Source organism: Janthinobacterium sp. 1L-D-8-B-C4, from assembly GCF_057291295.1.
Genome location: NZ_JBXAVX010000004.1, coordinates 280,406 through 303,741 on the forward strand (window position 1 = coordinate 280,406; position 23,336 = coordinate 303,741).

Consider the following 23,336-nt stretch of genomic DNA (forward strand, 5'->3'; position numbering starts at 1 on the left):
ACTGGCGCACTCTGATATATCAGGATATTAAACGTAATATATCAGCGGTAGCAAGCGCAAAAGTGAAGCAGGGCAAAAAGAATTGGGCGGGGAAACAACAACAGGGTTTTCAGCGGGAACGGTACGATGCGAGGTAATCACATCGCAGCAGGAAGATAAATTCGCGAAGATAGATCGATTAAAGCGGCATTGCTGTAAGTTTCTGAAATTTAGGGTACGGACCGCAGCACTTGCCAAGCCTGCAATTTTTCCGCATACGCCAGCGTATAGGCCGGGCTGCTCGACGGCAGGCTGACAATGCGATAGCGCTGCGCATGCTCGCCCAGCACTTTCAAGCCCAGCCTGGCGGCCGTGCCACCGTTGAAGGCGATGGTTGCCAGTCGTGGCAGACCAGCGATCAATGCCACCAGGTCGTTATCGTCGCGCTCGCGGATATTGCTGTCCAGGCTGCCCGAGCGGTGCGCCTGCGCCACCACGTCCCACAGCCCTACCCCATGCGCCAGCAAGGTGGCCAGGCGTACGTCATACGGCAGGCTTTTCAGCTCGACGCCCAGCACTTCCCCCAGCAGCAGCCAGAATTTGTTTTGCGGATGGGCATAGTACTGGCTGTGCGCCAGCGACTTTTCGCCGGGCAAGCTGCCCAGGATCAGCAGCCGTGTATGGGCATTGACGACGGGATCGAAGCAGCGCTTGCGGGTGTCAAGATTAGCGAGAGGTAATGTCAACTGCGTTCCTGCATGGAATAAGAAAGCCATCATTCTACGCGCTCGGTGCGTCGGCAAAGCGGTGTAGAATTTCCGCATGATCCATCACGGAGACTGCCATGCGCACCATCGACACCTTGCTGGCCCACTACGGCGACAGCCACCGCAACCCGGTCAATGAATGGGTGCACATCGTGTGCGTGCCGCTGATCGTGTTCAGCGTGCTGGGCTTGCTGTGGAGCTTGCATGCCGTTGTGGCGCTGGCCGGCAGTATGGCCGCCTTGGTCTACTATGCAAAGCTGTCGCGGCCGTTTGCGCTCGGCATGCTGGCGATGCTGGCGCTGATGCTGGTGGTACTGGCGGCGATGCAGCCGATCGTGATTCTACCGCTGTCGCTGGTGCTGTTCGTGCTGGCCTGGATCGGCCAGTTCATCGGTCACCAGATCGAAGGCAGGAAGCCCTCGTTCCTGGACGATATGCGCTTTTTGCTGATCGGTCCGCTATTCGTGCTGGGCTTTGCGTACCGGCGCTTGCGGCTGGCGTATTAGGCAGGACGTAACAGATTATTACCATTGCAGGCTGTTTATCAAAGGCAACTTGTCTTATCATTAATGCGCAGCCGATGCCATTGACGCGATCGGCGCACCACCACTTTTCTATCTGGAGTTGAACATGAAAACATCGATTATTGCCGTCGCCTTGCTGGCCACTCTGGCCGGTTGCGCCGTACAACCGAATTCAGCCAATGTGTACAAGGCGCGCCAGGCGCAGAACGAACAGTCGGTGCGCATGGGTACCGTGGAATCGGTGCGCCAGGTTACCATCGACAAGGGCGAAAGCGGCACCGGCGTGCTGGCCGGCGCGGCGCTGGGCGGCGTGGCCGGTTCGGCCGTCGGCGGCGGCAAGGGTGCGATTGCGGCCAGCATCCTTGGCGCAGTAGCGGGCGGCATTGCCGGCCAGAGCATCGAAGCGAATTCAGCGAACAAGCCCGGCTTCGAGATCACCGTGCGCCTGGACAACGGCGACCTGCGCGCCATCGTGCAAGATGCGGACGAGCAATTCCGCCCCGGCGAAAGAGTGCGTTTGCTGTCGGACGGCCGCACCACGCGCGTGACGCACTGAGAACCTAGCCAAAACTGCCGGCCGCCATCAAGGTAGCGGCCGGCGCCATGCCTTCATGCAGCCAGATGGCGATCAGGGTCATCACCACCACGTAGACGATCACGGTCCATACTTTGAAGTGCAGCGAGGCTGGCATGATGAGCTCCCTGAAGAGTTGAGGCCGGAAAATATTTACTCGATGATAATATAAATATTTTCATAATTTCAACATTTTTCGACATCCCTGCTCTGCCTCAAGGCCTGTTGTGGCGCCAATGCTGCGCTGGTCAAGCCACGGGCGAGACCGTATACTGTCGCGATGTCCTCTCCCCTCCTGTTTATTACCGCCTGCCTGATCTGGGGCTCCACCTTCTGGGCCATCACCTTGCAACTGGGCGACGTCGCCCCCGCCGTTTCCGTGGTCTACCGCTTCGGCCTGGCATCCATGACGCTGTTTGCCTGGTGCTCCATCCGCGGCGACACTCTGCGCCTGCCCTGGCGCGCGCAAAAATGGATGATGCTGCAGGGCCTGGCCTCTTTCGCGCTCAGCTATGTCTGCACTTACAGCTCCGAGCAATACCTGGTCTCGGCGCTGGTCAGCGTGCTGTTTGCGCTGATGGTGTTCTGGACGCCGCTGCTCAACCGCCTGGCCTTCGGCACGCCGATTACCCTCAGTACCTGTTTTGCGGGAGCGGTTGCCATCTGCGGCATCGTACTGCTGTTCTACCAGTCGATCGACGCGGCCTTGAAAGAGATTCTCGGTGGCGGCAACGGCCACTTTTTGCTCGGCTTCATGCTGGCGCTGGCAGCCACCGTCGCCAGCACGGCAGGCAATGCGCTGGTGATGAAGGTGCGCAGCCATTCGAGCAATGTGATGCTGACCATGGCCTGGACCATGCTGTGGGGCACCCTGATGGTGGCCGCATGGGCGCTGGTCACGGGCCAGGCCTGGAGCCTGCCCACGCGCGCCAGTTACTGGATGGGCTTGGTCTACCTGGCGGTGTTCGGCTCGGTCATTGCGTTTAGCGCCTATTTCACCCTGATCGCCCGTATCGGCACGCAAAAGACCGTGTATATCGGCGTCGTCACGCCCGTCATTTCCGTGCTGCTGTCGATACAGTTCGAACATTACCGCCCGGCCGCCATCGAATGGCTGGGCATGGCGCTGTGCCTGTCGAGCGTGGCCTGGGCCCTGACCTCGGGCGCGCGCAAGACCCGCATCGCCTCCTCGCTTTCCGCCACACCTACCGCAAAGGCCTCATGAGCAACTCGTCCACCCTCGCCATCCGCCCCGCACAAGCGGCCGACGTCGCCGCCATCTTCGGCATGATCCACGAACTGGCCGTGTTTGAAAAACTCGAACACATGATACTGGCCAACGAAACGATGCTTCACGATAGCCTTTTCGGCCCGCAGCCCGCCTGCGAAGCGCTGGTCGGCCTGGACAACGGCGAGGTCGTCACCTTCGCCATCTTCTTCCACAACTTCTCCACCTTCCTGTGCCGCAAGGGCCTTTACCTGGAAGACCTGTACGTGAAACCCGCAATGCGCGGCAAGGGCTACGGCAAGCAGATGCTGGTCGCTCTGGCGCAACTGGCCGTCGAGCGCAACTGCGGCCGTTTCGAATGGTCGGTGCTGGACTGGAACGAAAACGCCATCAATTTTTACCAGAACATGGGTGCCAACGTGATGCCCGACTGGCGCATCTGCCGGGTGACGGGGGATGCATTGACGCAATTATCAGCAGGCAAACCACAAGGAATTTCTCAATAACGTCTCGACGCATGACCAGACCGTCGCGAGCGGCAGGGAGAGGCGGCTGAGAAGCGCAACCGTACTCAAGTACGGTGAGCATCGCAGGCTGCCTATACCAACGCGCAGCAGGTCTGGTCAGCGTCCACCAGGCAAAAAAAACCCCTCGGGCTAGCGGCACCGAGGGGTAGAACCCATTGTCAAGTGGGAGGGGGAGAATTCAATCAACGGAGTTGAATATAAACGTTGCACAATACGTTCAGGCCGACCCTTACATTTGCTTACCAGCTCTTACATTTCATCGGCAGTTCGTTACTATTTCCGTGGTTCAATTAACGTGCCATGCAAGCCGATATGCTGCTGGGCGGCGCCGCCCTGGTGCTGTCTGTTTTTATAAAAGAAAGCAATACAGCAGGCAAGCAAATGGCGGGTCATGCGAATCTCCTTGAAGGTGTGGGACCGGGCCATGCACGCAGCGCGGAAGATTCAGTGTGGCATTACACGCAAGCGCGATATTGCGCCAAATCAAGCACGCAGCTGGCCCTTGCCTGGCAGGGTCCATCTCTCCACCAGTTCAAACACGCCCTGCGTAAGCAGCGCCAGCACGGCGGCGGGAATCGCGCCGGCCAGCAGCATGTCGTTGTCGTTCAGCGCCAGGCCGATGGTAATGCGCTCGCCATAGCCGCCGGCGCCAATGAAGGCGGCGATGGTGGCCGTACCCACGCTCATCACGGCGGCAGTCTTGACGCCGGCCAGTATCACCGGCAAGGCCAGCGGCAGGTCCACATGCAGCAGGCGGTCGCGGCGGGTCAGCCCCAGCGCCAGCGCCGCCATGCGCAGCCCAGGAGGGATCTGCAGAATGCCGGTGCAGGTATTGCGCACGATGGGCAGCAGCGCGTAGACGAACAAGGCCACCAGCGCCGGCACCATGCCGATCATGCCAAGCATGGGGATCAGCATCGCCAGCAGCGCCAGCGACGGCACGGTTTGCAATACCCCCACCAGCGCCAGCACGGTTTGCCGCAGCGGCGCATGAAACGCCGCCAGCACGCCCAGCGGCACGCCGATCAGGCAGGCCAGCACCACCGACAGCAGCACCAAGGTCAGATGCTGGCGCGTCAAGGTCCATAAATCGTCGCCGATGATCTTCTCGAACAGCCCGGCGCGCGCGCCGGCGGCCACCGGCTTGCCGCCGCCGGACGAAGCCAGAAACTGGCTGGTAACCACGGCGAAGCTCTTGCCGTCGATTTCCACCGCCGCATTCATGGCAATCATGGCGCTTTCGCTGATGCGCCCCTCCAGCTTTTGCAGCGCCTGCCAGGCGGCGGGAAAGCGCTTGGGCATATCAAGGCGGTACAGCAGCATGGCGTCGTAGCGGGGGAAATACTGTTCGCTGTCGGCCAGCACGCGCAGGCCGTACTGGCGGATTTTCGCGTCGGTCGAATAGATGTCGATCACATCAACCTGTTTTTGCGCCAGCGCTTCATAGGCAATGCCGTGATCGAGCCCGCGCGGGCGCTGCGGCAGGCCATAACGTGTGGCCAGGCCTGGCCAGCCGTCGACCCGGCCGATGAATTCATGCGACAGGCCGAATTTCAATGCCGGATGCGCGGCCAGGTCCAGCAGGCTGGCGATAGTCTTGTCATCGCCGCGCATCGCCAGCGCGTAGGTATTGTTGAAGCCCAGCGGCACGGCCACGCCCAGGCCCAGCGGCGCCAGTTCGCGCCGCATCTGCGCCAAAGTGACCGGCTTGTCGTGTTTCAGCACTTCGCTGGCGATGGTGCCCGTGTATTCGGCATACAGGTCGATGCTGCCGGCCTGCAGCGCAGCGAGCACGATGGCGGTGTTGCCCAGGCCCTGGCGATGTTCGGCCTTGACCTGCGGCGCGGCGCTTTGCCGCACGATCTCGCCTAAAATATACGATTCCGTAAAGCGCTTCGAACCGACCTTCAGGGTGCCGCTGTCCATCGCCTGCGCCGGCGCCATGCCGCAAAAAACCAGTAAAGCCAACCAATATATGACGCGCACGCGGCGCTCCCGGACGAATGATCAATCGGGCAAGCTTACCACCGGCGCGCGCCATACGCCGCCGTGCACCACGCCAGCGCAGGGATTGAAACCGATCGCATACGACAGGTCGGCCGGACGGGCAATGCGCCACAGCGCAAAGTCGGCACGCTTGCCCACCGCCAGGCTGCCCCTGTCATGCTGCAGGCCGAGCGCGCGCGCGGCATGGATGGTGGCGCCGGCCAGCGCCTCCTGCGGCGTCATGCGCCACAGGGTACACGCCATGTTCATCGCCAGCAGCAGGGAGGTCATCGGCGAGGTGCCGGGATTGCAGTCGGTCGATACCGCCATCGGCACGCCGGCCGTGCGCAGGGCGGCGACCGGTGGCGGCTGCGTCTCGCGCAAAAAATAGTAGGCGCCCGGCAGCAGCACGGCCACCGTGCCGTGGCGTGCCATGGCGGCGATACCGTCGTCGCTCAAAAACTCCAGATGGTCGGCCGACAGGCCACCGAGGCTGGCCACCAGCGCCGCGCCGCCCTGGTCCGACAGCTGCTCGGCATGCAGTTTCACGGGCAGACCCAGCGACTGCGCCGCGTCGAACACCCGCTGCGTTTGCGCCGGTGTAAAGCCGATGGTTTCGCAAAAGGCGTCGACCGCGTCCGCCAGGCCGGCGCTGGCGATCGCCGGCAGCATCTGGCGGCAGACCAGGTCGATATAGTCGTCGGCACGGCCCGCGTACTCGGGCGGCAGCGCATGCGCGCCCAGGAAACTGGTGCGCACCGTGACCGGCAGCCGCTTGCCGATGGCGCGCGCCACGCGCAGCATCTTCGCCTCACTCTCCAGATCAAGCCCATAGCCGGACTTGACCTCCAGGGTAGTCACGCCTTCGGCCAGCAAGGACAGCACGCGCGGCAGGCTTTGCGCCAGTAGTTCATCAGCGCTGGCGGCGCGCGTGGCGCGCACGGTCGACATGATGCCGCCGCCGGCGCGGCTGATATCTTCGTAACTGGCGCCGTTGAGGCGTGCTTCGAATTCGCCGCTGCGGTTGCCGGCGTGGACGATGTGGGTGTGGCAGTCGATCAGGCCGGGCGTGAGCCAGCATTGCCCGCCATCGATCAGCACCGCGCCGCTGGCTGGCAGTTCGTCAGCGGATCCCAGCCAGGCGATGCGGCCATCCTTGACGGCGATGGCGGCGTCGCGCGATTCGCCGTAGCCATCTTCCATGGTGGCCAGATGGACGTTGTGCAGTACCAGATCCCAGTCATGCATGGCCACTCCTCAGATGAACAGATCGACGTGGAACACCGCCGTGGCATGTGGCGCATCGAGCTGCCACTGTAGCGCATCGCCGGCATCGAGCAGCAAGGCGTCATGACGTGTCAAGGTAAACGCCTGCTGGCCACCACGCGCCAGTACCGGGCCGTCGCCGGCGACAAACAACAAGGTGGTGGCGCTGCGGCGCGCCAGCTGGCATGGCGCCAGGATGGTTACGAGCTGGTGGCGGCAGCGGCTACGGCGGGTCATCACATTGAAGTCCAGCGTGGGTCCCTCTACCGCCGCATCGACTTGCGCTTCGCCGGGAAACCACAACATCGGCGAGGCGGCGTCCAGCGCCACCTGGCGCGTGCCGTCCAGCAGCAGGCGCAGCTTGTCGCCATCGACCAGCACCAGGCTGCGGTCGATGCCGGGGAACACAGAAAACGGCCCATCGGCCGTGATGGTCGCCAGGCTGATGCGCCAGTCAAAGTTATCCAGGCCCGCATCCAGCGGCCAGATGGCGATTTGCATGCTGCTGCCGCCACCGTTTTTCCACGGCGCGGCGCGCAGGCTTGCATGCGGAATCAAGGTCGCCATCAGAGCGCCCGCAATCGCGCCAGGGTGCGCTTGTAAGCGGCGGTGATCGCGTCCTGCGCCACATGGCGCCCGCCGCGCACCTGCCACCGCCCACCGCACAGCACATCGCGCACCAGATTGTCGTTGCCGCAAAACAGCAAGCTGCCCAGCACATCGCTGACCGCCACGCCACACAGATTGACATGCGCATCGTCCAGCACCAGCAGGTCGGCGCGCGAGCCCACCGTCAGCGCACCGAGCTTGCGTCCGGCCGCCTGCGCCCCGCCCTGCAAGGCCGCCTGCCACAGATAGTCGCCGACCTGGCGCTGCGCGGGTGTCACCGCGATATTGCGCTGCTGGCGCTGCAAACGCTGGCCATATTCGAGCCAGCGCAATTCCTCCACCGGCGACTGCGACACATGGCTGTCGCTGCCGATGCCGAAGCGCCCGCCAGCGGCAATCAATTCGGGCAGCGGGAACAGGCCATCGCCCAGGTTCGCTTCGGTGGTCGGGCACAGGCCCGCGACGGCGCCGCTGGCCGCCAGCTGCGCAACTTCGCTTGCCTCCAGATGCGTCGCATGCACCAGGCACCAGCGCGCATCGACATCAAGCTGATCGTACAGGTATTGCACCGGGCGCAGACCGGTCGCCGCCAGGCACTGCTCCACCTCGGCCTGCTGTTCTGCGATATGGATGTGGATCGGGCGCCCGGCCGGCAAGGCTTGCGCCACCTGCGCGATCTGGGCGATAGACGCGGCACGCAGCGAGTGCGGCGCAAAGCCCACCTCTACCTGGCCGCAGCGCTGCGGCGCCAAAGCCTCGACGATGCGCAGCACATCGCCGGCATCGGTGCGAAAGCGCGCCTGCTGCGATTGCAAGGGCTGCGCGCCAAAGCCGGCATGGCTGTACAGCACCGGCAGCATGGTGATGCCGATGCCGCTGGCACGCGCCGCCGCGATTACCCGTTCGGCCGTCTCGGCCGGCCGCGCATACAGCTCGCCACCGGGATCGCGCTGCAGGTAGTGAAATTCGCACACGGCCGTATAGCCATGGCGCAGGCATTCGGCAAACAGCTGGGCGGCGATGGTTTCGATCTGCTCCGGCGTGATGCGCCCGGCAAAGCGGTACATCAGGTCGCGCCAGGTCCAGAAGCTGTCAGGCCCCGCTCCTGCCTTTTCCGTCATGCCGCCCAGCGCCCGTTGAAACGCGTGCGAATGCAGGTTGACCATCCCGGGCAGCACATATTCGGCCAGCTCCACGCCATCGGGTGGCGCCGCGTTATCGATCACGCTCGTCAGGTCGCCATGCGCATCCCACGCCAGCAGCACGTCGCGGCGCCAGCCTTGCGGCAGCAGCGCGTTGCGCGCAAACAGGCTCACCGCGCCACCCATGCCACCGCCGCTTCCATCATCTGCCGCAGCAGCGGCTGCACCTGTTGCGCCAGATCGGGCCGATACGCAAACGGCGCCGCTTCGTCCATATACAGGCACTGGCACATTTCAAGCTGGATCGCATGCACGCGGCGCGCCGGCTGGCCGTAGTGGCGCGTGATATGGCCGCCCTTGAAGCGGCCGTTCAGGGCCACCGTGAATTGGTCGCCGCGCGCCAGGCCAACCACCGCCTCGGTCAAGCCAGCGTCGCAGCTGGCGCCATCGGCCGTGCCGAAGTTCAGGTCGGGCAGCTTGCCGTCGAAAAAACGCGGCACGCGCGAGGCGATCGAATGCGCTTCCCACAGCACCACCGCGCCATGCACGCGCAGCAGGCGCTCGAGTTCCTGTTCCAGCTGCAGGTGATACGGCGCCCAGTAGCGCTCGACGCGCTGCTGCCGGTCCTGCAAATCAGGTTCCTGGCCGGCCAGATACAGCGGCTCGCGGTGAAAGGTATCCATCGGCAGCAGGCCGGTGGTGTCCTGGCCCGGATACAGATTCGTGTCTTCGCGCGGCCGGTTCAGGTCGATCACATAGCGCGACCAGCGCGCCGACAGCACCGACGCATCCATCTGCTGCAAAAAGCCATGCAGCTCGCGCAGATGCCAGTCGGTGTCAGCCTTGGCCAGCGCCTGCGGCGTCATGCGCGCGGCAATCTCGTCGGGAATATCGACGCCCACATGCGGCATCGATACCAGCAGCGGAATGCCGCCGGCGTGAAATTGATAATCCATGATGGTCTCCTGGCGCCGTTCAGGCGTACAGCGGCGCGAACAGCTGTTTGCAGGTCAAGCTCAAATCGCCGGCAAGCACCATCTGCCGCGCCGCTTCGATATCGGGCGCGAAATAGCGGTCGGCGTCAAAGAACGGCACCTTCTGGCGCAGCTGCTGATGCACGTGTTCCAGTTGCGATGAAGTTTTCAAGGGACGATGGAAATCGATGCCCTGCGCCGCCGCCAGTAATTCAATACCGACGATGACGGCCGTGTTGTGCGCCATGTCGTCCAGCCGCCGCCCGGCATAGGTGGCCATGCTGACATGATCCTCCTGGTTGGCGGAAGTGGGCAGGCTGTCGACGCTGGCCGGATGGGCCAGCGACTTGTTTTCCGACGCCAGCGCTGCGGCCGTCACGTGCGCAATCATGAAGCCGGAATTGATGCCCGGTTCGCGCACCAGGAACGGCGGCAGGCCGGAGAGCGTCGCGTCGATCAGCAGTGCGATGCGGCGCTCGGCCAGCGCGCCGATTTCGGCGATCGCCAGCGCCAGGGTATCGGCCGCAAACGCGACAGGCTCGGCGTGGAAATTGCCGCCCGAGACGATTTCGGCCAGGTGCCTGGCGTCGTCCTGGAAGATCAAAGGGTTGTCGGTGACGGCATTGGCCTCGATCAGCAAGGTGCGGCGTGCGTTGACGATCAGGTCCAGGCAGGCACCCATCACCTGCGGCTGGCAGCGCAGGCTGTACGGGTCCTGCACGCGCTCGTCGCCTTCCAGGTGCGAGGCGCGGATGGTGCTGTGCGCCACCAGCTGGCGGTACATCTGCGCCGCCAGGATCTGCCCCGGCTGGCCGCGCACCGCATGCACGCGCGCATCAAACGGCGCATCGCTGCCCTTGGCCGCATCGAGCGACAGTGCGCCGGTGACCATCGCCGCTTCGAGCAGGCGTTCGGCCATGAACAGGCCATGCAGCGCCAGCGCGGTCGACACCTGCGTGCCGTTGATCAGCGCCAGGCCCTCTTTTGCCGCCAGCACCACCGGCGCAATGCCGGCCCGCGCCAGCGCTTCGGGCGCCGGCATCAACACGCCGTTCATGCGCACGTCGCCCACACCCAGCATGGCCAAGGTCATGTGCGACAGCGGCGCCAGGTCGCCCGAGGCGCCCACCGAGCCCTTGGCGGGAATCGCCGGCATGATGCCGGCGTTGTACAGCGCGATCAGGGTGTCGACGATCAGCGGACGCACGCCGGAATAGCCGCGCGCCAGGCTGCCGATCTTCATCAGCATGATGAGGCGCACCACCGAATCGGACAGCAATTCGCCGGTACCGACCGAGTGCGACAAAATCAGGTTGCGCTGCAGTTGCTCCAGTTTTTCATCCGGAATACGGGTCTTGGCCAAGAGGCCAAAGCCGGTATTGATGCCATACGCCGCATCGCCCTTTGCAACGATGGCCCGCACCGCGGCAGCCGATGCCTCGATCACGCCATAAGCTTCTGCAGCAAGATTCAAGGTGGCAGGAGCGGACCATACGGCGCGCAGGTCGGCCAGGGTCATCGCGCCCGGTGTCAAGGTCCAGCTTTTCAGAATTTGTGTCATGTTGTTCCATTCATCATGGGCAGGTTCAAACCATTGCGCCTGGCGCAGGCCGCCGCCGTTTCATAGCCGGCATCGGCATGGCGCATCACGCCCGAGCCGCTGTCGTTGACCAGCACGCGCGCCAGGCGTTTCGCGGCGGCTTCGGTGCCATCGGCCACGATCACCATGCCCGCATGCTGGGAGTAGCCCATGCCGACGCCGCCGCCATGGTGCAGCGAGACCCAGGTGGCGCCGCCGGCCGTATTGAGCATGGCGTTCAAGAGCGGCCAGTCGGACACCGCATCGGTGCCGTCCTTCATGCTTTCCGTTTCGCGGTTCGGGCTGGCGACCGAGCCTGTATCGAGGTGGTCGCGGCCGATCACGATCGGCGCCTTCAGTTCCCCCGTGCGTACCATCTCGTTGAAGGCCAGGCCGGCGATATGGCGCTCGCCCAGGCCCAGCCAGCAGATGCGCGCCGGCAGGCCCTGGAAGGCAATGCGCTCGCGCGCCATGTCGAGCCAGTGGTGCACCTGCGCGTGATCGGGGAACAGTTCCTTGATCTTCGCATCGGTTTTATAGATGTCTTCCGGGTCGCCCGACAGCGCCACCCAGCGAAACGGCCCGCGCCCCTCGCAGAACTGCGGGCGGATATACGCCGGCACGAAACCGGGAAAATCAAACGCGTTCTGCACGCCCTGATCGAACGCCACCTGGCGGATATTGTTGCCATAGTCGACCGTGTGCACGCCCATCGCGTGGAAGTCCAGCATCGCCTGCACGTGGGCCGCGCACGAGTCGGCGGCGGCCAGCGCCAGGCGCGCATGGCGCTGAGGGTCCTGCTGCGCCGCCTTCCAGTCCGACACGCTCCAGCCGCGCGGCAGGTAGCCGTTGACCAGGTCATGCGCCGAGGTTTGATCGGTCACCAGGCCGGGCACGGGGCCGCCCGCTTTGGCGCGTTTCACCAGCTCCGGCAGCAGTTCGGCCGCATTGCCCAACAGGCCAATGGAAATGGCTTCCTTGCGCTCGGTATGATATTGGACCAGCGCCAGCGCATCGTCCAGGTTAGCCGCCTGCTTGTCCAGGTAGCGCGTGCGCAGGCGGAAGTCGATGCTGCTTTGCTGGCATTCGATGGTGAGCGAGACGGCGCCGGCCATGGTGGCGGCCAGCGGCTGCGCGCCGCCCATGCCGCCAAGGCCGGCCGTCAGGATCCAGCGCCCGGCCCAGTCGCCGCCGAAATGCTGGCGGCCCGCCTCGGCAAAGGTTTCATAGGTACCCTGCACGATGCCCTGCGTGCCGATATAGATCCAGCTGCCGGCCGTCATCTGCCCGTACATGAACAGACCCTGGCGATCGAGTTCGTTGAAGTGTTCCCAGTTGGCCCATTTCGGCACCAGGTTGGAGTTCGCAATCAGCACGCGCGGCGCATCGACATGCGTGCGAAACACCCCGACCGGTTTGCCCGATTGGATCAGCAAGGTCTGGTCTTCTTCCAGTTCGCGCAAGGACACCAGAATCTGGTCGAAACAGGCCCAGTTGCGCGCGGCGCGGCCGATGCCGCCGTACACCACCAAGTGGGCCGGATTTTCCGCCACCTCGGCATCGAGATTGTTCTGCACCATGCGGTAGGCCGCTTCGATCTGCCAGTTCTTGCAGGCCAGTTCCGTGCCGCGCGGGGCGCGGATGCTGCGGCTGGCGTCGAAGCGCGGATCGCTGTCCATCTTGTTCATGCTGTCTCCTCTCAAGGGGGAAAGCGGGCATGCGTGGCCCGCTTTTATGTGACAAGCATAGGTTGTCTATACAAGCAAGTCAACCGCTTTTGTTTTACTTTTTCCGGAACACCCGCTTCCCCGCCAGCCACGTCTGCAGCACCTGGGTCTTGCCGATCGCTGCTGGCGCCACGGTAAACAGATCCTGGTCGACCACGATAAAGTCGGCCCATTTGCCCTTTTCCAGCGAGCCGATCACCTTTTCCTGGTGGCCGGCCCAGGCAGCATCGAGCGTAAAGCAGCGCAGCGCTTCGGTCACCGTCATCGCCTGCTGCGGATACCAGCCACCAAGCGGCAGGCCGTCATTGTTCTGCCGTGTGACGGCCGCATGGATGCCCTCGAACGGCTTCGGCGATTCAATCGGAAAGTCGGAACCGCAGGCGATGCGCGAGCCCTGTTTCAGGAACGTGCGCCACGCATACGCGCCCTTGATGCGCTCGGGTCCCACGCGCTGCTCGGCCATGTTCTGGTCGGAGGTGGCATGCGTGGGCTGCATCGACGGCACGATGCCCAGGCTCTTGAAGCGGGGGATATCGGCCAACTGCACCACCTGCGCGTGTTCGATGCGGTGGCGTAGGCCCACATTGCTGTACTGCCTGGTCAAGGCCTGGTAGCCGTCCAGCAGCTGGCGGTTGCCGGCGTCGCCGATGGCGTGCACATTGACCTGGTAGCCGGCGCGCATGGCCTTGTCCATTCTTGCGCGCATGGCAGCGTCGTTGTAAAACAGCAGGCCGCGCGTTTCGGGTGCATCGCTATAGGGTTCGATCAGCGCCGCGCCACGGCTGCCCAGCGCGCCATCGGACAGCAATTTCACGGCGCGCAGCGCGTACAGGTCATGCGCATAGCTGTCGAGGGGGCCATTTTTCGACAGCGCGTCGAAGTCGGCGGTGACGTCAAAAATCATGCCGTACACGCGTACCGTCAGCTTGCCATGATCGGCATAGTCGCGATACAAACGGTCCTGGGCCACGTCGATGCCGGCGTCGTGCACACTGGTCAGGCCCACTTGCGCCAGTTGCGCCAGCGCGCCATCGAGGGCCGCGCGGTTGTCCGCCTCGCCCGGTTTTGGCAGCACCTTGTCCATCAGCTCCATGGCGTTATCGACCAGCACACCGGTGGCATTGCCTTCGCCATCGCGCACGATCTTGCCGCCGGCCGGGTCTTGGGTGTCGCGCGTGATGCCGGCCAGCGCCAGCGCACGGCTGTTGGCCCAGCCCGCGTGGCCGTCGACCCGGCGCAGCCACGCCGGCCGCGCGCTTTCCGCCGCATCGAGTTCGCCGGCGGTGGGAAAGCGGCCCAGTTTCCAGATTTCCTGGTTCCAGCCATTCCCGATCACCCAGCTGCGCTCGGGATACTTGCGCGCAAATTCGCCCACCGTTTGCACCGCCGCGTCCAGCGAAGATGAGCCATACAGCATCACGCCGCTGGCAATCGCGCCCAGGCCGAACACGTGGCCATGCGCATCGATCAGGCCTGGCAGCACGGTCTTGCCCTGCACGTCGATATGCGTGGCGCCTTTGGCGGCCTTGCGCGCCACATCAAGGGTGCTGCCGACGGCGATGATCCTGCCCGCATCGTCAAACGCCAGCGCATTGAAGCGCAGCAGCTTGCCGGCGGCGTTCAGGGTGTAGCCATTGGCGTTGTCGATCACCGTGTCGGCATGCGCCGCGCCGGTGGCGAGCAGGCAAGCAAGCAGGTGGGCAAAAACGGTCAGTACGGGACGCAGTTGCGGGGTCGGCATGTCCATCTCCAGGTCTTCAAGGAAAAGACGAGTGTATAGAAATGCCAAAAATGGTCAATCAGGCATTGAGGCATGCACAGGCTGACGCAGCATCAGCCAGTAATCGGCTCCCGTGACGGCTTCCGTATAGCGCCCTGCCACTTCGAAGCCGAGCCGGCCATAGAACGGCAGGCTGCGCTCGTTATAGGTTTCCAGGAAACACACGGCGCCCGCCGCATCGACCGCCGCCAGGCCCGGCGCCAGCACCGAGGCGCCCAGTCCCCTGCCCTGCGCGTCGGGGTGGATACCGGCAATCGACAGATACCAGGCGTGCTGCAGCCCGTGCTGCGCCAGCGCGTGTTCCATATTGGCGACGATGGCAGCAAAGTTGGCGGCACCCTGTGGCCCCAGCAGCTCGCGCAAGGCCGTTTCGCGCTGCGCATGCGCCGCCTGGCGCAGCGGCAGCGGCGTATCGGTGGTCCAGATGGCGGCGCCATTGCCAGCGCTGTCGGCCAGGTCGACGCGGCCGGCCTGGAACCCTTCGACCAGCGCCAGCTCGAAGTAAGTGGCCAGCATGTCCAGGCGCGCCGCCTCGTCGTCACCGCAAGCGACCGTGACGCTGCGATAGAAAGGATCGGCAACCAGGGCGGCGGCCAGGCTGGCGGCGGCGCGGGTGTCAAGCGAGGATTGCGTCATCGTTATCTCGTGGAAGTGGCATGGATGGCAGGCATCTTAACGCAGGCTCCAGCAGCTTGCGTGCCGCCGCCAGGTGAAAGAAGGTAGGATGCAGATTGTCTTCCTGAACGGCGGGCCCGGTGATCCTGCCGACGCCACCCGCAGCCAGAAGACACTCCCATCACGCGAAATGCCAGCATGGCGAGAAGAAACCTGCCCAGGCGCTCCACCACAAAAGGCCAGCCATGTCCATCTACCCTTACTTGTTATTGATATCCCTGCTGCTGGCCAGCATGCCCGCCAGCGCCACCTCGCGCATGGGAGCGGCGGCGGTCGTGACCGAAGCGGGCGCGCCCTGCTTCAGGATCGCGCAGGAAGAGGAACGCTCGCGCGGCAAAACCCGCCTCAAGCGGCTGTTCATCAGTGAACAGCGCCCCAGCGACTGGGAAACGATCTGGGTGGTCACGTTCCCGAACGCCTCGCCCGGCGATCCCGACTACCAGTTGCCGAACAACGGCTGCCTGCGCTATGGCGATGTGCCGGCCGGCGTTGAAGCCAGCCAGGCCAAGGCGCTACAGCCAGGCAAGACTTACAGCGTCGGCTTCATGGGCAGGCCACCATCCGCATCCGATCCCACCTCGTTGTATGACGCGCAATTTTGCGTGCTGGCCGATGGCGCCGGTGGCCTGCGCGCGGTGCAACTGCCGCGCGGCGAACGCAGCAGGACGGACACCAGTTGCGAGCAACATGCGGTGCCGAAATAGTCCAGTCCTTCAGCTGGCGTCGTGAAAAATCACGCCCAAGGTATGCCGCGCACCCGAGCGCAGGCGCGACACGCCGTGGCGCATGCTGACCCGGTAACTGCCGCGCACGCCATTGACGGGGCGCTGCGCGACGGCAAAGATGACGGCGTCGCCCTGCAGCAAAGGCACCACTTCCACCCGCGACTGCATGCGCGGGCGCTGTTCGGTCAGCACGAATTCGCCGCCCGTGAAATCGACCTGCGGGCGCGATAGCAGCACGGCCAGTTGCAGCGGAAACACATGCTCGCCATACAGATCCTGGTGCAAGCAGTTGTAATCGCCCTCACCGTAGCGCAGCAGCAACGGCGTGGGCCGCGTCTGCCCTGCCGCATGGCAACGCGCCAGGAAGGCGTCATGTTCCGGCGGAAAGCGCGCCTCCAGCCCCAGCGCCGCCTGCCAGCGATTGGCGATCGCCGCCAGCGGCGCATATAGCACCGCGCGCAAGGCCGCCAACGGTTCCGGTAGCGGATAGGCAAAATACTGATATTCACCGCGCCCGTAACCATGGCGCGCCATTACCACCCGGCTGCGAAAATGCTGCGGGTGATCATAGTGCGCCGCCAGGGCCAGGCAGGCGCCGGTGTCCAGCAGGCCGGGCAAGACGGCGCAGCCATGGTGGTTCAGGTCGTCCTCGATGGCCTGCCAGTCAAGCGCCGTTTTCATTTGCCCGCCTCGCGCTCCAGCAACTGCTGCTTGCGCTCCACGCCCCAGCGGTAGCCGGACAGCGCGCCGTCATTGCGCACCACCCTGTGGCAGGGAATTGCAATCGCCAGCGCATTGGCGGCGCAAGCGCCAGCCACGGCGCGCGCACCGGTGGGCACGCCGATGCGCCGCGCCAGTTCCGCATAGCTGACGGTGCTGCCGGCGGGTATCTCGCGCAGTGCCTGCCAGACGCGCTGCTGGAAGGCCGTGCCGCGCACGTCGAGCGGCAGGTCCAGGCCCAGCACGGGCGCTTCGACCAGGCCGATGACCCTGGCCACAGTCTGTTCATAATCCGGTTCGGCGCCGCGCAGGTCAGCCTGCGGAAAGCGGTCCTGCAGGTCGCGCAGCAAGGTTTCCGCATCGTCACCCAGCAGGATGGCGCACACGCCCCTGTCGGTGCTGGCAACCAGGAGCGCGCCGAGCGAGCAGGCGGCAAGTGCGAAGCGGATCACGGCGCCGCTACCGCCGGCGCGAAAGGCGCCCGGCGTCATGCCCAGCAAAGCTGGGGTGGCGGCATAGAAACGGCCACTGGAATTGAAGCCGGCCGCATACAGGGTATCGGTGACCGTACCCGGCCGGGCCAGACCGGCTTTCACCCGTTCGCCACGGCGCGCCGCCGCATAGGCTTTCGGCGTAATGCCGGTGTGCGCCTTGAAGACGCGGTGGAAATGAAAGCGGCTCATGCCGGCCGCCTGCGCCAAAGTATCCAGGTCCGGCAGGTCGTCGCTGGCCTCGATCAGCCGGCAACTTTGCGCGACGATGGCCGCCTGGCGCTCGGCCAGCGGCGGCTGGCCCGGTTTGCAGCGCAGGCAGGGGCGAAAACCGGCCGCTTCGGCCTCGGCGCAACTGGCGTGGAAAGCGACGTTGGCGCGCAGGGCCGGGCGCGCCGCGCACGACGGGCGGCAGTACACGCCGGTGCTGCGCACCGAGTAATAAAACACGCCGTCGGCGGCGGCGTCGCGCTGGCGTACCGCGTCCCAGCGCGCTTCGTCGTTTGCATATGGATGTTGCATGGTGCACTCCCTGTTTTGCCTGATCAATGGTCACCATGCTGACATGTGGCGCGGCATGCCGCACTCCGGCTCTTGCTTTTGAATTCGAAGACCGGCGGCGGTGCTAAAATCGCCCATCGCGCCGCCACCGGGCTGCGCGGCCTTGCGCTTCGGAGAGATTGCATTGGACGACCAGATTACACAAGAAAATACGCCCATTTTCCAGCGCATCAAGGACTTTTTGTTGGCCGGCATCGCCGCCGGGCGCTGGAAGGAAGGCGACGTGATCCCGTCCGAGCAGGCGCTGGTCAAGCAGTTTGGCGTTTCGCGCATGACGGTCAACCGCGCCGTGCGCGAACTGACCAGCGAGCAGGTGCTGACGCGGCGCCAGGGCGCCGGTACCTATGTGGCGCAGCAAAAATACCAGGCCACGCTGCTGGAAATCAAGAGCATCGCCGACGAGGTGCGCGCGCGCGGCCATTTGCACCGCAGCAAGCTGCAAGTGCTCGAACACGTCAAGCCATCCGAGCTGCTGGCCAGGCAGTTCGGCCTGCCGTCCGAGCAAAAGCTGTTCCATTCGCTGATCGTGCACTTTGAAAACGGCGTGCCGATCCAGGTGGAAGACCGCTGGGTCAATCCGGCCTGCGCGCCCGATTACATGGCGCAGGATTTTGCCGTCATCACGCCCAATGAATACCTGATGGCGGCCGCGCCGCTGCAGGGCGCTACCTATAGCATCGAAGCGCTGTCGGCGCCGCGCAATATCGCCGACATGCTGGCGATCGACATGAAACAGGCTTGCCTGGTGCTGCGCCGCCAGACCCGCTCAAGCGACAAGATAGCCTCGATTGCCACCATGTGGCATCCGGGCCACCGCTACCAGTTTGCCGGCTCGTTCAGCTGATCAAATAGACACTATCATGATGCTATCTATCTAGCATGAATTACAGCGTTTTTTTCTCACGGATTATCACTTGAGGCCGGAAGACGATCATTCTTCGACAAAAAATTTGCCTTTTGCACAGCAATGGAAGTTAGATAGTCGGTATAAATATTCGGTGCTATAGTTGCCGCCAGAACAGGATGCCGGCCGTGTGCCGGCCCGCACCATCGCCCCAGAGCCAGGCTTTATCACGCAGCAGAAAGGGATGCATTTGTCGCGTCGCAGCCTCACCATATCCAGCGTACGACGTCTGCGGCGGCTTGCGCAGCATCGGCTCGCCCGGATGCTGCTTGCCTGCGGCTGGCCGTCGCTGGCTTGGGCGGCGCCGGCGGCGGCCAGCGATGCCGGCGCGGGCCCGGGCGCATGGCCCTGGCTGGCAGCGAGCGCCACGGCGCTGGCTGGTGTTACTGCATGGCAAGCCTGGCGGCTGCGCCGGCAACTGCAGGGCAGACCAATGGGCAGCCTGCAGGACAGCGGCGGACCGGCGGCGCAGGCGCTGCAAGGCGCCGTGCTGGCAGGCTGGTCCTGGCAGAGCACGGGCGACCGGTTGACCATGTCCAGCCTGTATCGCAGCATGCTGGGCGACAAGAAAGCCAGCCTGGAGCATACCCTGGCCGGCTGGCTGGCCGAAGTACACCGCGATGACCGTGTTCGCCTGGAAAATGCGTTCCGCCAGCATTTCGATGGCCAGGCGCCGGCGCCCGTCAGTTGTGAATTTCGCTTGCGCCATGGCGACGGCCAATGGCGCTGGCTGCTGCTGCGCGGCGCGGTGCTGGCGCGCGCCTCCGATGGCGCACCGGTGCAGGCCAGCGGCATCCTGTGCGACATCGCCGAGCGCAAGGCCGACGAACAGGCGCGCATGCGCAGCATGCTCGAAGCGGCGCCCGAAGCGATGCTGATCGCCGACGTCGACGGCCGCGTGCATTTCGCCAACCAGATCGGCGCGCGCTGCTTCGGCTACCCGCTGGCCGACATCATCGGCACCTCGCTCGAACAACTGGTGCCGGACAGCACGCAAGGCCAGACGGCCGGCGATGCGCAGTCGCGCCACAGCCTGCCCGGCCGGGTGATGATGGCGCGCCGCCGCGACGGTTCGCACTTTCCGGCCAAGGTCAGCCTGTCGCCGCTGCGCATGGCCGGCCAGGTGTATTCCATCGTTTCGCTGCGCGACATGACGCAGCGCCAGCGCGCCGAAGAGGCCCTGCACGCCAGCTCCGAACGCTACCGCCTGATCGTGCAGACGGCGGCCGAAGGCATCTGGATGACCAACAGCGCCGGCCAGACCACCTTTGTCAATCCGAAGATGGCGCACATGCTCGGCTATACGGTGCAGGAAATGCTGGGCCGCCCCCTGCTTGAATTCATGGACCGCGACAGCCAGCTGCTGATGCAGCGCCGCCTCGACAGCCTGGGCAGCGTTGGCAATCATCCCAGCCAGCCGGACCAGGTCGATTTCCGCTTCTTCCGCAAGGACCAGTCCAGCATGTGGGGCTTGCTGTCGAGCAGCAGCATCCAGTCGGACCACGGCGAACCGGGCGGCACCCTGGCAATGATCACCGACATCACTGAGCGGCGCCAGGCCTCGATCGCGCTGTCCAATTCCAGCCAGCGCATGGCCTCGGTGTTCGGCGCCGTCACCAACGGCCTGGTGGTGCAGAACAGCGAAGGCCATATTCTGGAAAGCAATGCGGCCGCCGGGCGCATGCTGGCCGCCAGCCGCGCCGGCAACAGCCTGTGGCAAGCGATTCGCGAAGACGGCTCGACCTTCGAGCAGCACAGCCATCCGGTGCACATTACCCTGTCGACCGGCCAGGCCATGCGCGACGTGGTGATGGGGGTGCAGCAGCTGGACGGCAACCTGTGCTGGCTGTCGGTGAATACCGAAGCCATCCGCGACGAATATGGCAAGGTGGGCATGGTGGTGGCCAGCCTGACCGACATCACCTGGCACAAGCGCAGCGAGATTACCTTGCGCGAACTGAACGAACACCTGGAAGAGCGCGTGGCGCAGCGCACCGAGCAGCTCGACCAGGCCAAGCAGGTGGCCGAGGAAGCGAGTCTGGCCAAGGGCCAGTTCCTGGCCAACATGAGCCATGAAATCCGCACGCCGATGAATGGCGTGATCGGCATGGCCTACCTGGCGCTGAAAACCGACCTGGAGCCGCGCCAGCGCGATTACCTGGAAAAGATCCGCTTTGCCGGCGAACACCTGCTGGGCATCATCGACGACATCCTCGATATTTCCAAGATCGAGGCCGGCAAGCTGAAGATCGAACACGTCAACTTCAGCTTCGACCATGTGATCCAGACCCTCAACACGGTGGTGGCGCCGCGCGCGGCCGGCAAGAACCTGGAACTGCTGTTCGAGATCGACCCGCAACTGCCGCCGATCCTGGTGGGCGACCCGTTGCGGCTGGGCCAGGTCCTGATCAACTACGCCAATAACGCCATCAAGTTCAGCGAACAGGGCAGCATTACCGTGAAAGTGCGCAAGGTGGTCGGCGACGAGCGCCATTGCCTGGTGCGCTTTGAAGTGTGCGACCACGGCATCGGCCTGTCGCAGGATGAAATGAGCAAATTGTTCCAGTCGTTCCAGCAAGCCGACACCTCGACCACGCGCGAATATGGCGGCACCGGCCTGGGCCTGGCCATCAGCAAGCAGTTGGCCCAACTGATGGGCGGCGATGTCGGCGTCGACAGCAGCCCGGGCCTGGGCAGCACCTTCTGGTTCACGGCCCGCCTGGGCGTATCAAGCCAGGCCGCGCCCGCCCTGCTCGACACCATGCTGAAAAGCGCGCAAGCCATGCGCGCCAGCGCCGATGCGGCGCTGGTGATGGGGGCGCTCAAGCATGCCCGCATCTTGCTGGTGGAAGACAACACCTTCAACCAGCAGGTGGCGCTGGAACTGCTGGAAGAAGCGGGCGCCTCGGTGTGCCTGGCCAACAATGGCGTCGAAGCGCTCGATTTGCTGCGCCAGGCACAGTTCGACTGCGTGCTGATGGACGTGCAGATGCCGCTGATGGATGGCTTGCAGGCTACCCGCCTGATCCGCGCCGATCCCCGTCTGGCCCAGCTGCGCGTGCTGGCCATGACGGCCACAGCCACCAGCGAAGACCGGGTGCGCTGCCTGGAGGCGGGCATGGACGACTTCATTTCCAAGCCGATCCAGCCAGCCATGATGTACCAGACCATCGCCGGCTGGCTGCCGGCGCGCGACACGCCGCCACCGCCCGTGCGCACTCGCAGCGCACCGGCCTTCAAGACCACCCTGGCCGGCGACCCGCAGGTGATCGACCTGTCGATCCTGGCCAAGCTGCTGGGCTATAACCCGCAAAAAGTGCGCAAGTTCGCCTTCAAGTTCCTGCAAACGACGCAGGACGGCTTTGCCGACATCGATGTGGCGCTCGACCGTGGCGACGTGGCGCAGGTACGCGAGCTGGGTCACCGCATCAAATCGTCGGCGCGCACGGTGGGCGCGCTGGGCATGTCCGAGCTGTGCAACAGCCTGGAAAACTTGCCTCACAGCAATATCGAGGCGGAAGTCGAACAGGCCCGCCACATCCTCAAGCGTTTGTGGCTACTGCTGGGACAGATTACCGAACAGATCATGCACAACACCAGCTTTGCCAATGACGATTAAGCCAGGCAAGGTTGGCGCCCAGACCGAAAGTATTTGCGATGAATAATGATTTTCCGCCGCCGGCGCTGCTACGCGTACTGCTGCTTGACGACGACATCTTCATGCTCGACGTGCTGGCCGAAATGCTGGGCCAGCAGGGCAGCTTCGACATCCGCTGCGAGACCGGCAGCATGGGCGCCTTGGACGCGCTGCGCCAGCACCAGCCCGACTTGCTGATCTGCGACCTGTCGCTGCCCGACATGGATGGCATCGAGTTTTTGCGCATGGCGGCCGAGATCGGCTTCCAGGGCGGCGTGGTGCTGCTGTCGGGCCTGCATTCGGCCATCCGCCAGGCGGCAGAACGGCTGGCGCTGGCCAATGGCCTGCGTATTCTGGGCGCCTTCCGCAAGCCGCTGGCGACCACCGAACTGCAGCAAATGATTGCCTTGCAGATAAGTCGCCAAGTTTTTCCGCAATAATCTCCACACTTTGAAAAAATGGGTTATTATTTCAGCCATCCCCGCCTGCATACCCCTGGTCGCACCTTCCAAGAACATTGAATTTGTGCCCATCGCCCCCACCTGCCAGATGTACTCCAGGAAGCGTGGATGGCGAACCAGCGTATGGTTAATTCCAGGCATTATTGATCCCACCCTCATTTGAGGAAAATATGAGCGAAAACATCAAACACATTAGCGATGCTTCTTTTGAAGCAGACGTCCTGAAATCCGACTTGCCAGTCCTGGTTGACTTCTGGGCTGAGTGGTGCGGTCCATGCAAGGCCATCGCGCCTATCCTGGAAGAAGTGGCCAAGGAATATGCCGGCCGCATCCAGATCGCCAAGATGGACGTCGATTCGAACCAGGCAGTACCTGCCAAGTTCGGCATCCGCGGCATTCCGACCCTGATCCTGTTCAAGAACGGTGAAGCAGCGGCGCAAAAAGTCGGCGCCATGGCCAAGGGCCAGCTGACCGCTTTCGTCGACAGCAATATTTAATGT

At 64.1% G+C, this 23,336-nt stretch carries 22 protein-coding genes; 9 read left to right on the forward strand and 13 right to left on the reverse strand.

Translation table 11 applies throughout. From position 1 onward, the window contains the following. Positions 1 to 209: 209 nt before the first annotated feature. On the reverse strand, positions 210 to 725 hold the full coding sequence (locus AC0Z42_RS10015; protein WP_485468070.1) for a DNA-deoxyinosine glycosylase: 516 nt from the start codon (positions 723 to 725) through the stop codon (positions 210 to 212). A gap of 98 nt (positions 726 to 823) precedes the next feature. Between AC0Z42_RS10015 and AC0Z42_RS10020 the strand changes: the two genes are divergently transcribed. After that, positions 824 to 1,252, forward strand: coding sequence for an Mpo1 family 2-hydroxy fatty acid dioxygenase (locus AC0Z42_RS10020; protein WP_485468071.1), 429 nt, complete (start codon positions 824 to 826; stop codon positions 1,250 to 1,252). A gap of 124 nt (positions 1,253 to 1,376) precedes the next feature. Beyond that, the gene (locus AC0Z42_RS10025) at positions 1,377 to 1,826 is read left to right on the forward strand and encodes an outer membrane lipoprotein (RefSeq protein WP_308924298.1); all 450 of its coding nucleotides are present in this window, start codon (positions 1,377 to 1,379) and stop codon (positions 1,824 to 1,826) included. Between the two features lie 4 nt (positions 1,827 to 1,830). Here the strand turns inward: AC0Z42_RS10025 and AC0Z42_RS10030 are convergent, their stop codons facing one another. Further along, positions 1,831 to 1,962 carry a hypothetical protein gene (locus AC0Z42_RS10030; protein ID WP_485468072.1) on the reverse strand — a complete coding sequence of 44 codons (132 nt, stop codon included), beginning with the start codon at positions 1,960 to 1,962 and terminating at the stop codon, positions 1,831 to 1,833. A 162-nt stretch (positions 1,963 to 2,124) separates the two neighbouring features. Between AC0Z42_RS10030 and AC0Z42_RS10035 the strand changes: the two genes are divergently transcribed. After that, a complete protein-coding gene (locus AC0Z42_RS10035; protein WP_485468073.1) occupies positions 2,125 to 3,069 on the forward strand; it encodes a DMT family transporter in 945 nt (314 codons plus the stop codon). Beyond that, positions 3,066 to 3,578: a GNAT family N-acetyltransferase gene (locus tag AC0Z42_RS10040; protein ID WP_485468074.1), complete on the forward strand. Its 513-nt coding sequence runs from the start codon at positions 3,066 to 3,068 to the stop codon at positions 3,576 to 3,578. Before AC0Z42_RS10035 ends, AC0Z42_RS10040 begins: the two co-directional genes overlap by 4 nt. Before the next feature lie 504 nt (positions 3,579 to 4,082). On the opposite strand, the gene AC0Z42_RS10045 is transcribed toward AC0Z42_RS10040, so the two are convergent. From AC0Z42_RS10045 to AC0Z42_RS10085, 9 genes are all read right to left on the reverse strand, one after another. Then, positions 4,083 to 5,543, reverse strand: coding sequence for a glycine betaine ABC transporter substrate-binding protein (locus AC0Z42_RS10045; RefSeq protein ID WP_485468173.1), 1,461 nt, complete (start codon positions 5,541 to 5,543; stop codon positions 4,083 to 4,085). 63 nt (positions 5,544 to 5,606) lie between these two features. Then, positions 5,607 to 6,839, reverse strand: coding sequence for an imidazolonepropionase (gene hutI / locus AC0Z42_RS10050; protein ID WP_485468075.1), 1,233 nt, complete (start codon positions 6,837 to 6,839; stop codon positions 5,607 to 5,609). 3 nt (positions 6,840 to 6,842) lie between these two features. Continuing rightward, positions 6,843 to 7,418, reverse strand: coding sequence for a HutD/Ves family protein (locus AC0Z42_RS10055; protein WP_485468076.1), 576 nt, complete (start codon positions 7,416 to 7,418; stop codon positions 6,843 to 6,845). Then, positions 7,418 to 8,788 (reverse strand): formimidoylglutamate deiminase, encoded by a 1,371-nt coding sequence (locus tag AC0Z42_RS10060; RefSeq protein ID WP_485468077.1) that lies wholly within the window; start codon positions 8,786 to 8,788, stop codon positions 7,418 to 7,420. Before AC0Z42_RS10060 ends, AC0Z42_RS10055 begins: the two co-directional genes overlap by 1 nt. Next, the gene (hutG, locus tag AC0Z42_RS10065; RefSeq protein ID WP_485468078.1) at positions 8,773 to 9,558 is read right to left on the reverse strand and encodes an N-formylglutamate deformylase; all 786 of its coding nucleotides are present in this window, start codon (positions 9,556 to 9,558) and stop codon (positions 8,773 to 8,775) included. Before hutG ends, AC0Z42_RS10060 begins: the two co-directional genes overlap by 16 nt. 19 nt (positions 9,559 to 9,577) lie before the next feature. Next, complete coding sequence (gene hutH, locus AC0Z42_RS10070) at positions 9,578 to 11,137, reverse strand: histidine ammonia-lyase (protein ID WP_485468079.1); 1,560 nt, start codon at positions 11,135 to 11,137, stop codon at positions 9,578 to 9,580. Continuing rightward, complete coding sequence (gene hutU / locus AC0Z42_RS10075; RefSeq protein ID WP_485468174.1) at positions 11,134 to 12,834, reverse strand: urocanate hydratase; 1,701 nt, start codon at positions 12,832 to 12,834, stop codon at positions 11,134 to 11,136. Before hutU ends, hutH begins: the two co-directional genes overlap by 4 nt. A gap of 103 nt (positions 12,835 to 12,937) precedes the next feature. Continuing rightward, positions 12,938 to 14,623: an amidohydrolase gene (locus tag AC0Z42_RS10080; protein WP_485468080.1), complete on the reverse strand. Its 1,686-nt coding sequence runs from the start codon at positions 14,621 to 14,623 to the stop codon at positions 12,938 to 12,940. A gap of 54 nt (positions 14,624 to 14,677) precedes the next feature. After that, positions 14,678 to 15,298 carry a GNAT family N-acetyltransferase gene (locus AC0Z42_RS10085; protein WP_485468081.1) on the reverse strand — a complete coding sequence of 207 codons (621 nt, stop codon included), beginning with the start codon at positions 15,296 to 15,298 and terminating at the stop codon, positions 14,678 to 14,680. Between the two features lie 224 nt (positions 15,299 to 15,522). Here AC0Z42_RS10085 and AC0Z42_RS10090 point away from each other — a divergent pair, with 224 nt between their 5' ends. Then, positions 15,523 to 16,041, forward strand: a complete 519-nt coding sequence (locus AC0Z42_RS10090; RefSeq protein WP_485468082.1) for a hypothetical protein — start codon at positions 15,523 to 15,525, stop codon at positions 16,039 to 16,041. Positions 16,042 to 16,050: 9 nt separating this feature from the next. Here the strand turns inward: AC0Z42_RS10090 and AC0Z42_RS10095 are convergent, their stop codons facing one another. Beyond that, complete coding sequence (locus AC0Z42_RS10095) at positions 16,051 to 16,743, reverse strand: 2OG-Fe(II) oxygenase (RefSeq protein ID WP_485468083.1); 693 nt, start codon at positions 16,741 to 16,743, stop codon at positions 16,051 to 16,053. After that, on the reverse strand, positions 16,740 to 17,795 hold the full coding sequence (gene ada / locus AC0Z42_RS10100) for a bifunctional DNA-binding transcriptional regulator/O6-methylguanine-DNA methyltransferase Ada (protein ID WP_485468084.1): 1,056 nt from the start codon (positions 17,793 to 17,795) through the stop codon (positions 16,740 to 16,742). Before ada ends, AC0Z42_RS10095 begins: the two co-directional genes overlap by 4 nt. Before the next feature lie 163 nt (positions 17,796 to 17,958). On the opposite strand from ada, the gene hutC reads away from it, so the two are divergent. From hutC to trxA, 4 genes are all read left to right on the forward strand, one after another. After that, positions 17,959 to 18,678: a histidine utilization repressor gene (gene hutC, locus AC0Z42_RS10105; protein ID WP_485468175.1), complete on the forward strand. Its 720-nt coding sequence runs from the start codon at positions 17,959 to 17,961 to the stop codon at positions 18,676 to 18,678. Positions 18,679 to 19,000: 322 nt separating this feature from the next. After that, on the forward strand, positions 19,001 to 22,357 hold the full coding sequence (locus AC0Z42_RS10110; RefSeq protein WP_485468085.1) for a PAS domain-containing hybrid sensor histidine kinase/response regulator: 3,357 nt from the start codon (positions 19,001 to 19,003) through the stop codon (positions 22,355 to 22,357). Between the two features lie 38 nt (positions 22,358 to 22,395). Next, positions 22,396 to 22,815 (forward strand): response regulator, encoded by a 420-nt coding sequence (locus AC0Z42_RS10115; RefSeq protein ID WP_485468086.1) that lies wholly within the window; start codon positions 22,396 to 22,398, stop codon positions 22,813 to 22,815. Between the two features lie 191 nt (positions 22,816 to 23,006). Then, a complete protein-coding gene (gene trxA, locus AC0Z42_RS10120) occupies positions 23,007 to 23,333 on the forward strand; it encodes a thioredoxin TrxA (protein ID WP_485468087.1) in 327 nt (108 codons plus the stop codon). Positions 23,334 to 23,336 lie beyond the last annotated feature (3 nt).

Bases quoted from the DNA above. Each gene is read 5' to 3' on its own strand.
- AC0Z42_RS10020 (WP_485468071.1), top strand. From the start codon at position 824: ATGCGCACCATCGACACCTTGCTGGCCCACTACGGCGACAGCCACCGC.
- AC0Z42_RS10025 (WP_308924298.1), top strand. From the start codon at position 1,377: ATGAAAACATCGATTATTGCCGTCGCCTTGCTGGCCACTCTGGCCGGT.
- AC0Z42_RS10030 (WP_485468072.1), bottom strand. From the start codon at position 1,962: ATGCCAGCCTCGCTGCACTTCAAAGTATGGACCGTGATCGTCTACGTG.
- AC0Z42_RS10035 (WP_485468073.1), top strand. From the start codon at position 2,125: ATGTCCTCTCCCCTCCTGTTTATTACCGCCTGCCTGATCTGGGGCTCC.
- AC0Z42_RS10040 (WP_485468074.1), top strand. From the start codon at position 3,066: ATGAGCAACTCGTCCACCCTCGCCATCCGCCCCGCACAAGCGGCCGAC.
- AC0Z42_RS10045 (WP_485468173.1), bottom strand. From the start codon at position 5,543: ATGGCGCCGGCGCAGGCGATGGACAGCGGCACCCTGAAGGTCGGTTCG.
- AC0Z42_RS10055 (WP_485468076.1), bottom strand. From the start codon at position 7,418: ATGGCGACCTTGATTCCGCATGCAAGCCTGCGCGCCGCGCCGTGGAAA.
- AC0Z42_RS10060 (WP_485468077.1), bottom strand. From the start codon at position 8,788: ATGGGTGGCGCGGTGAGCCTGTTTGCGCGCAACGCGCTGCTGCCGCAA.
- hutG (WP_485468078.1), bottom strand. From the start codon at position 9,558: ATGGATTATCAATTTCACGCCGGCGGCATTCCGCTGCTGGTATCGATG.
- hutH (WP_485468079.1), bottom strand. From the start codon at position 11,137: ATGACACAAATTCTGAAAAGCTGGACCTTGACACCGGGCGCGATGACC.
- hutU (WP_485468174.1), bottom strand. From the start codon at position 12,834: ATGGACAGCGATCCGCGCTTCGACGCCAGCCGCAGCATCCGCGCCCCG.
- AC0Z42_RS10080 (WP_485468080.1), bottom strand. From the start codon at position 14,623: ATGCCGACCCCGCAACTGCGTCCCGTACTGACCGTTTTTGCCCACCTG.
- AC0Z42_RS10085 (WP_485468081.1), bottom strand. From the start codon at position 15,298: ATGACGCAATCCTCGCTTGACACCCGCGCCGCCGCCAGCCTGGCCGCC.
- AC0Z42_RS10090 (WP_485468082.1), top strand. From the start codon at position 15,523: ATGTCCATCTACCCTTACTTGTTATTGATATCCCTGCTGCTGGCCAGC.
- AC0Z42_RS10095 (WP_485468083.1), bottom strand. From the start codon at position 16,743: ATGAAAACGGCGCTTGACTGGCAGGCCATCGAGGACGACCTGAACCAC.
- ada (WP_485468084.1), bottom strand. From the start codon at position 17,795: ATGCAACATCCATATGCAAACGACGAAGCGCGCTGGGACGCGGTACGC.
- AC0Z42_RS10110 (WP_485468085.1), top strand. From the start codon at position 19,001: ATGCTGCTTGCCTGCGGCTGGCCGTCGCTGGCTTGGGCGGCGCCGGCG.
- AC0Z42_RS10115 (WP_485468086.1), top strand. From the start codon at position 22,396: ATGAATAATGATTTTCCGCCGCCGGCGCTGCTACGCGTACTGCTGCTT.
- trxA (WP_485468087.1), top strand. From the start codon at position 23,007: ATGAGCGAAAACATCAAACACATTAGCGATGCTTCTTTTGAAGCAGAC.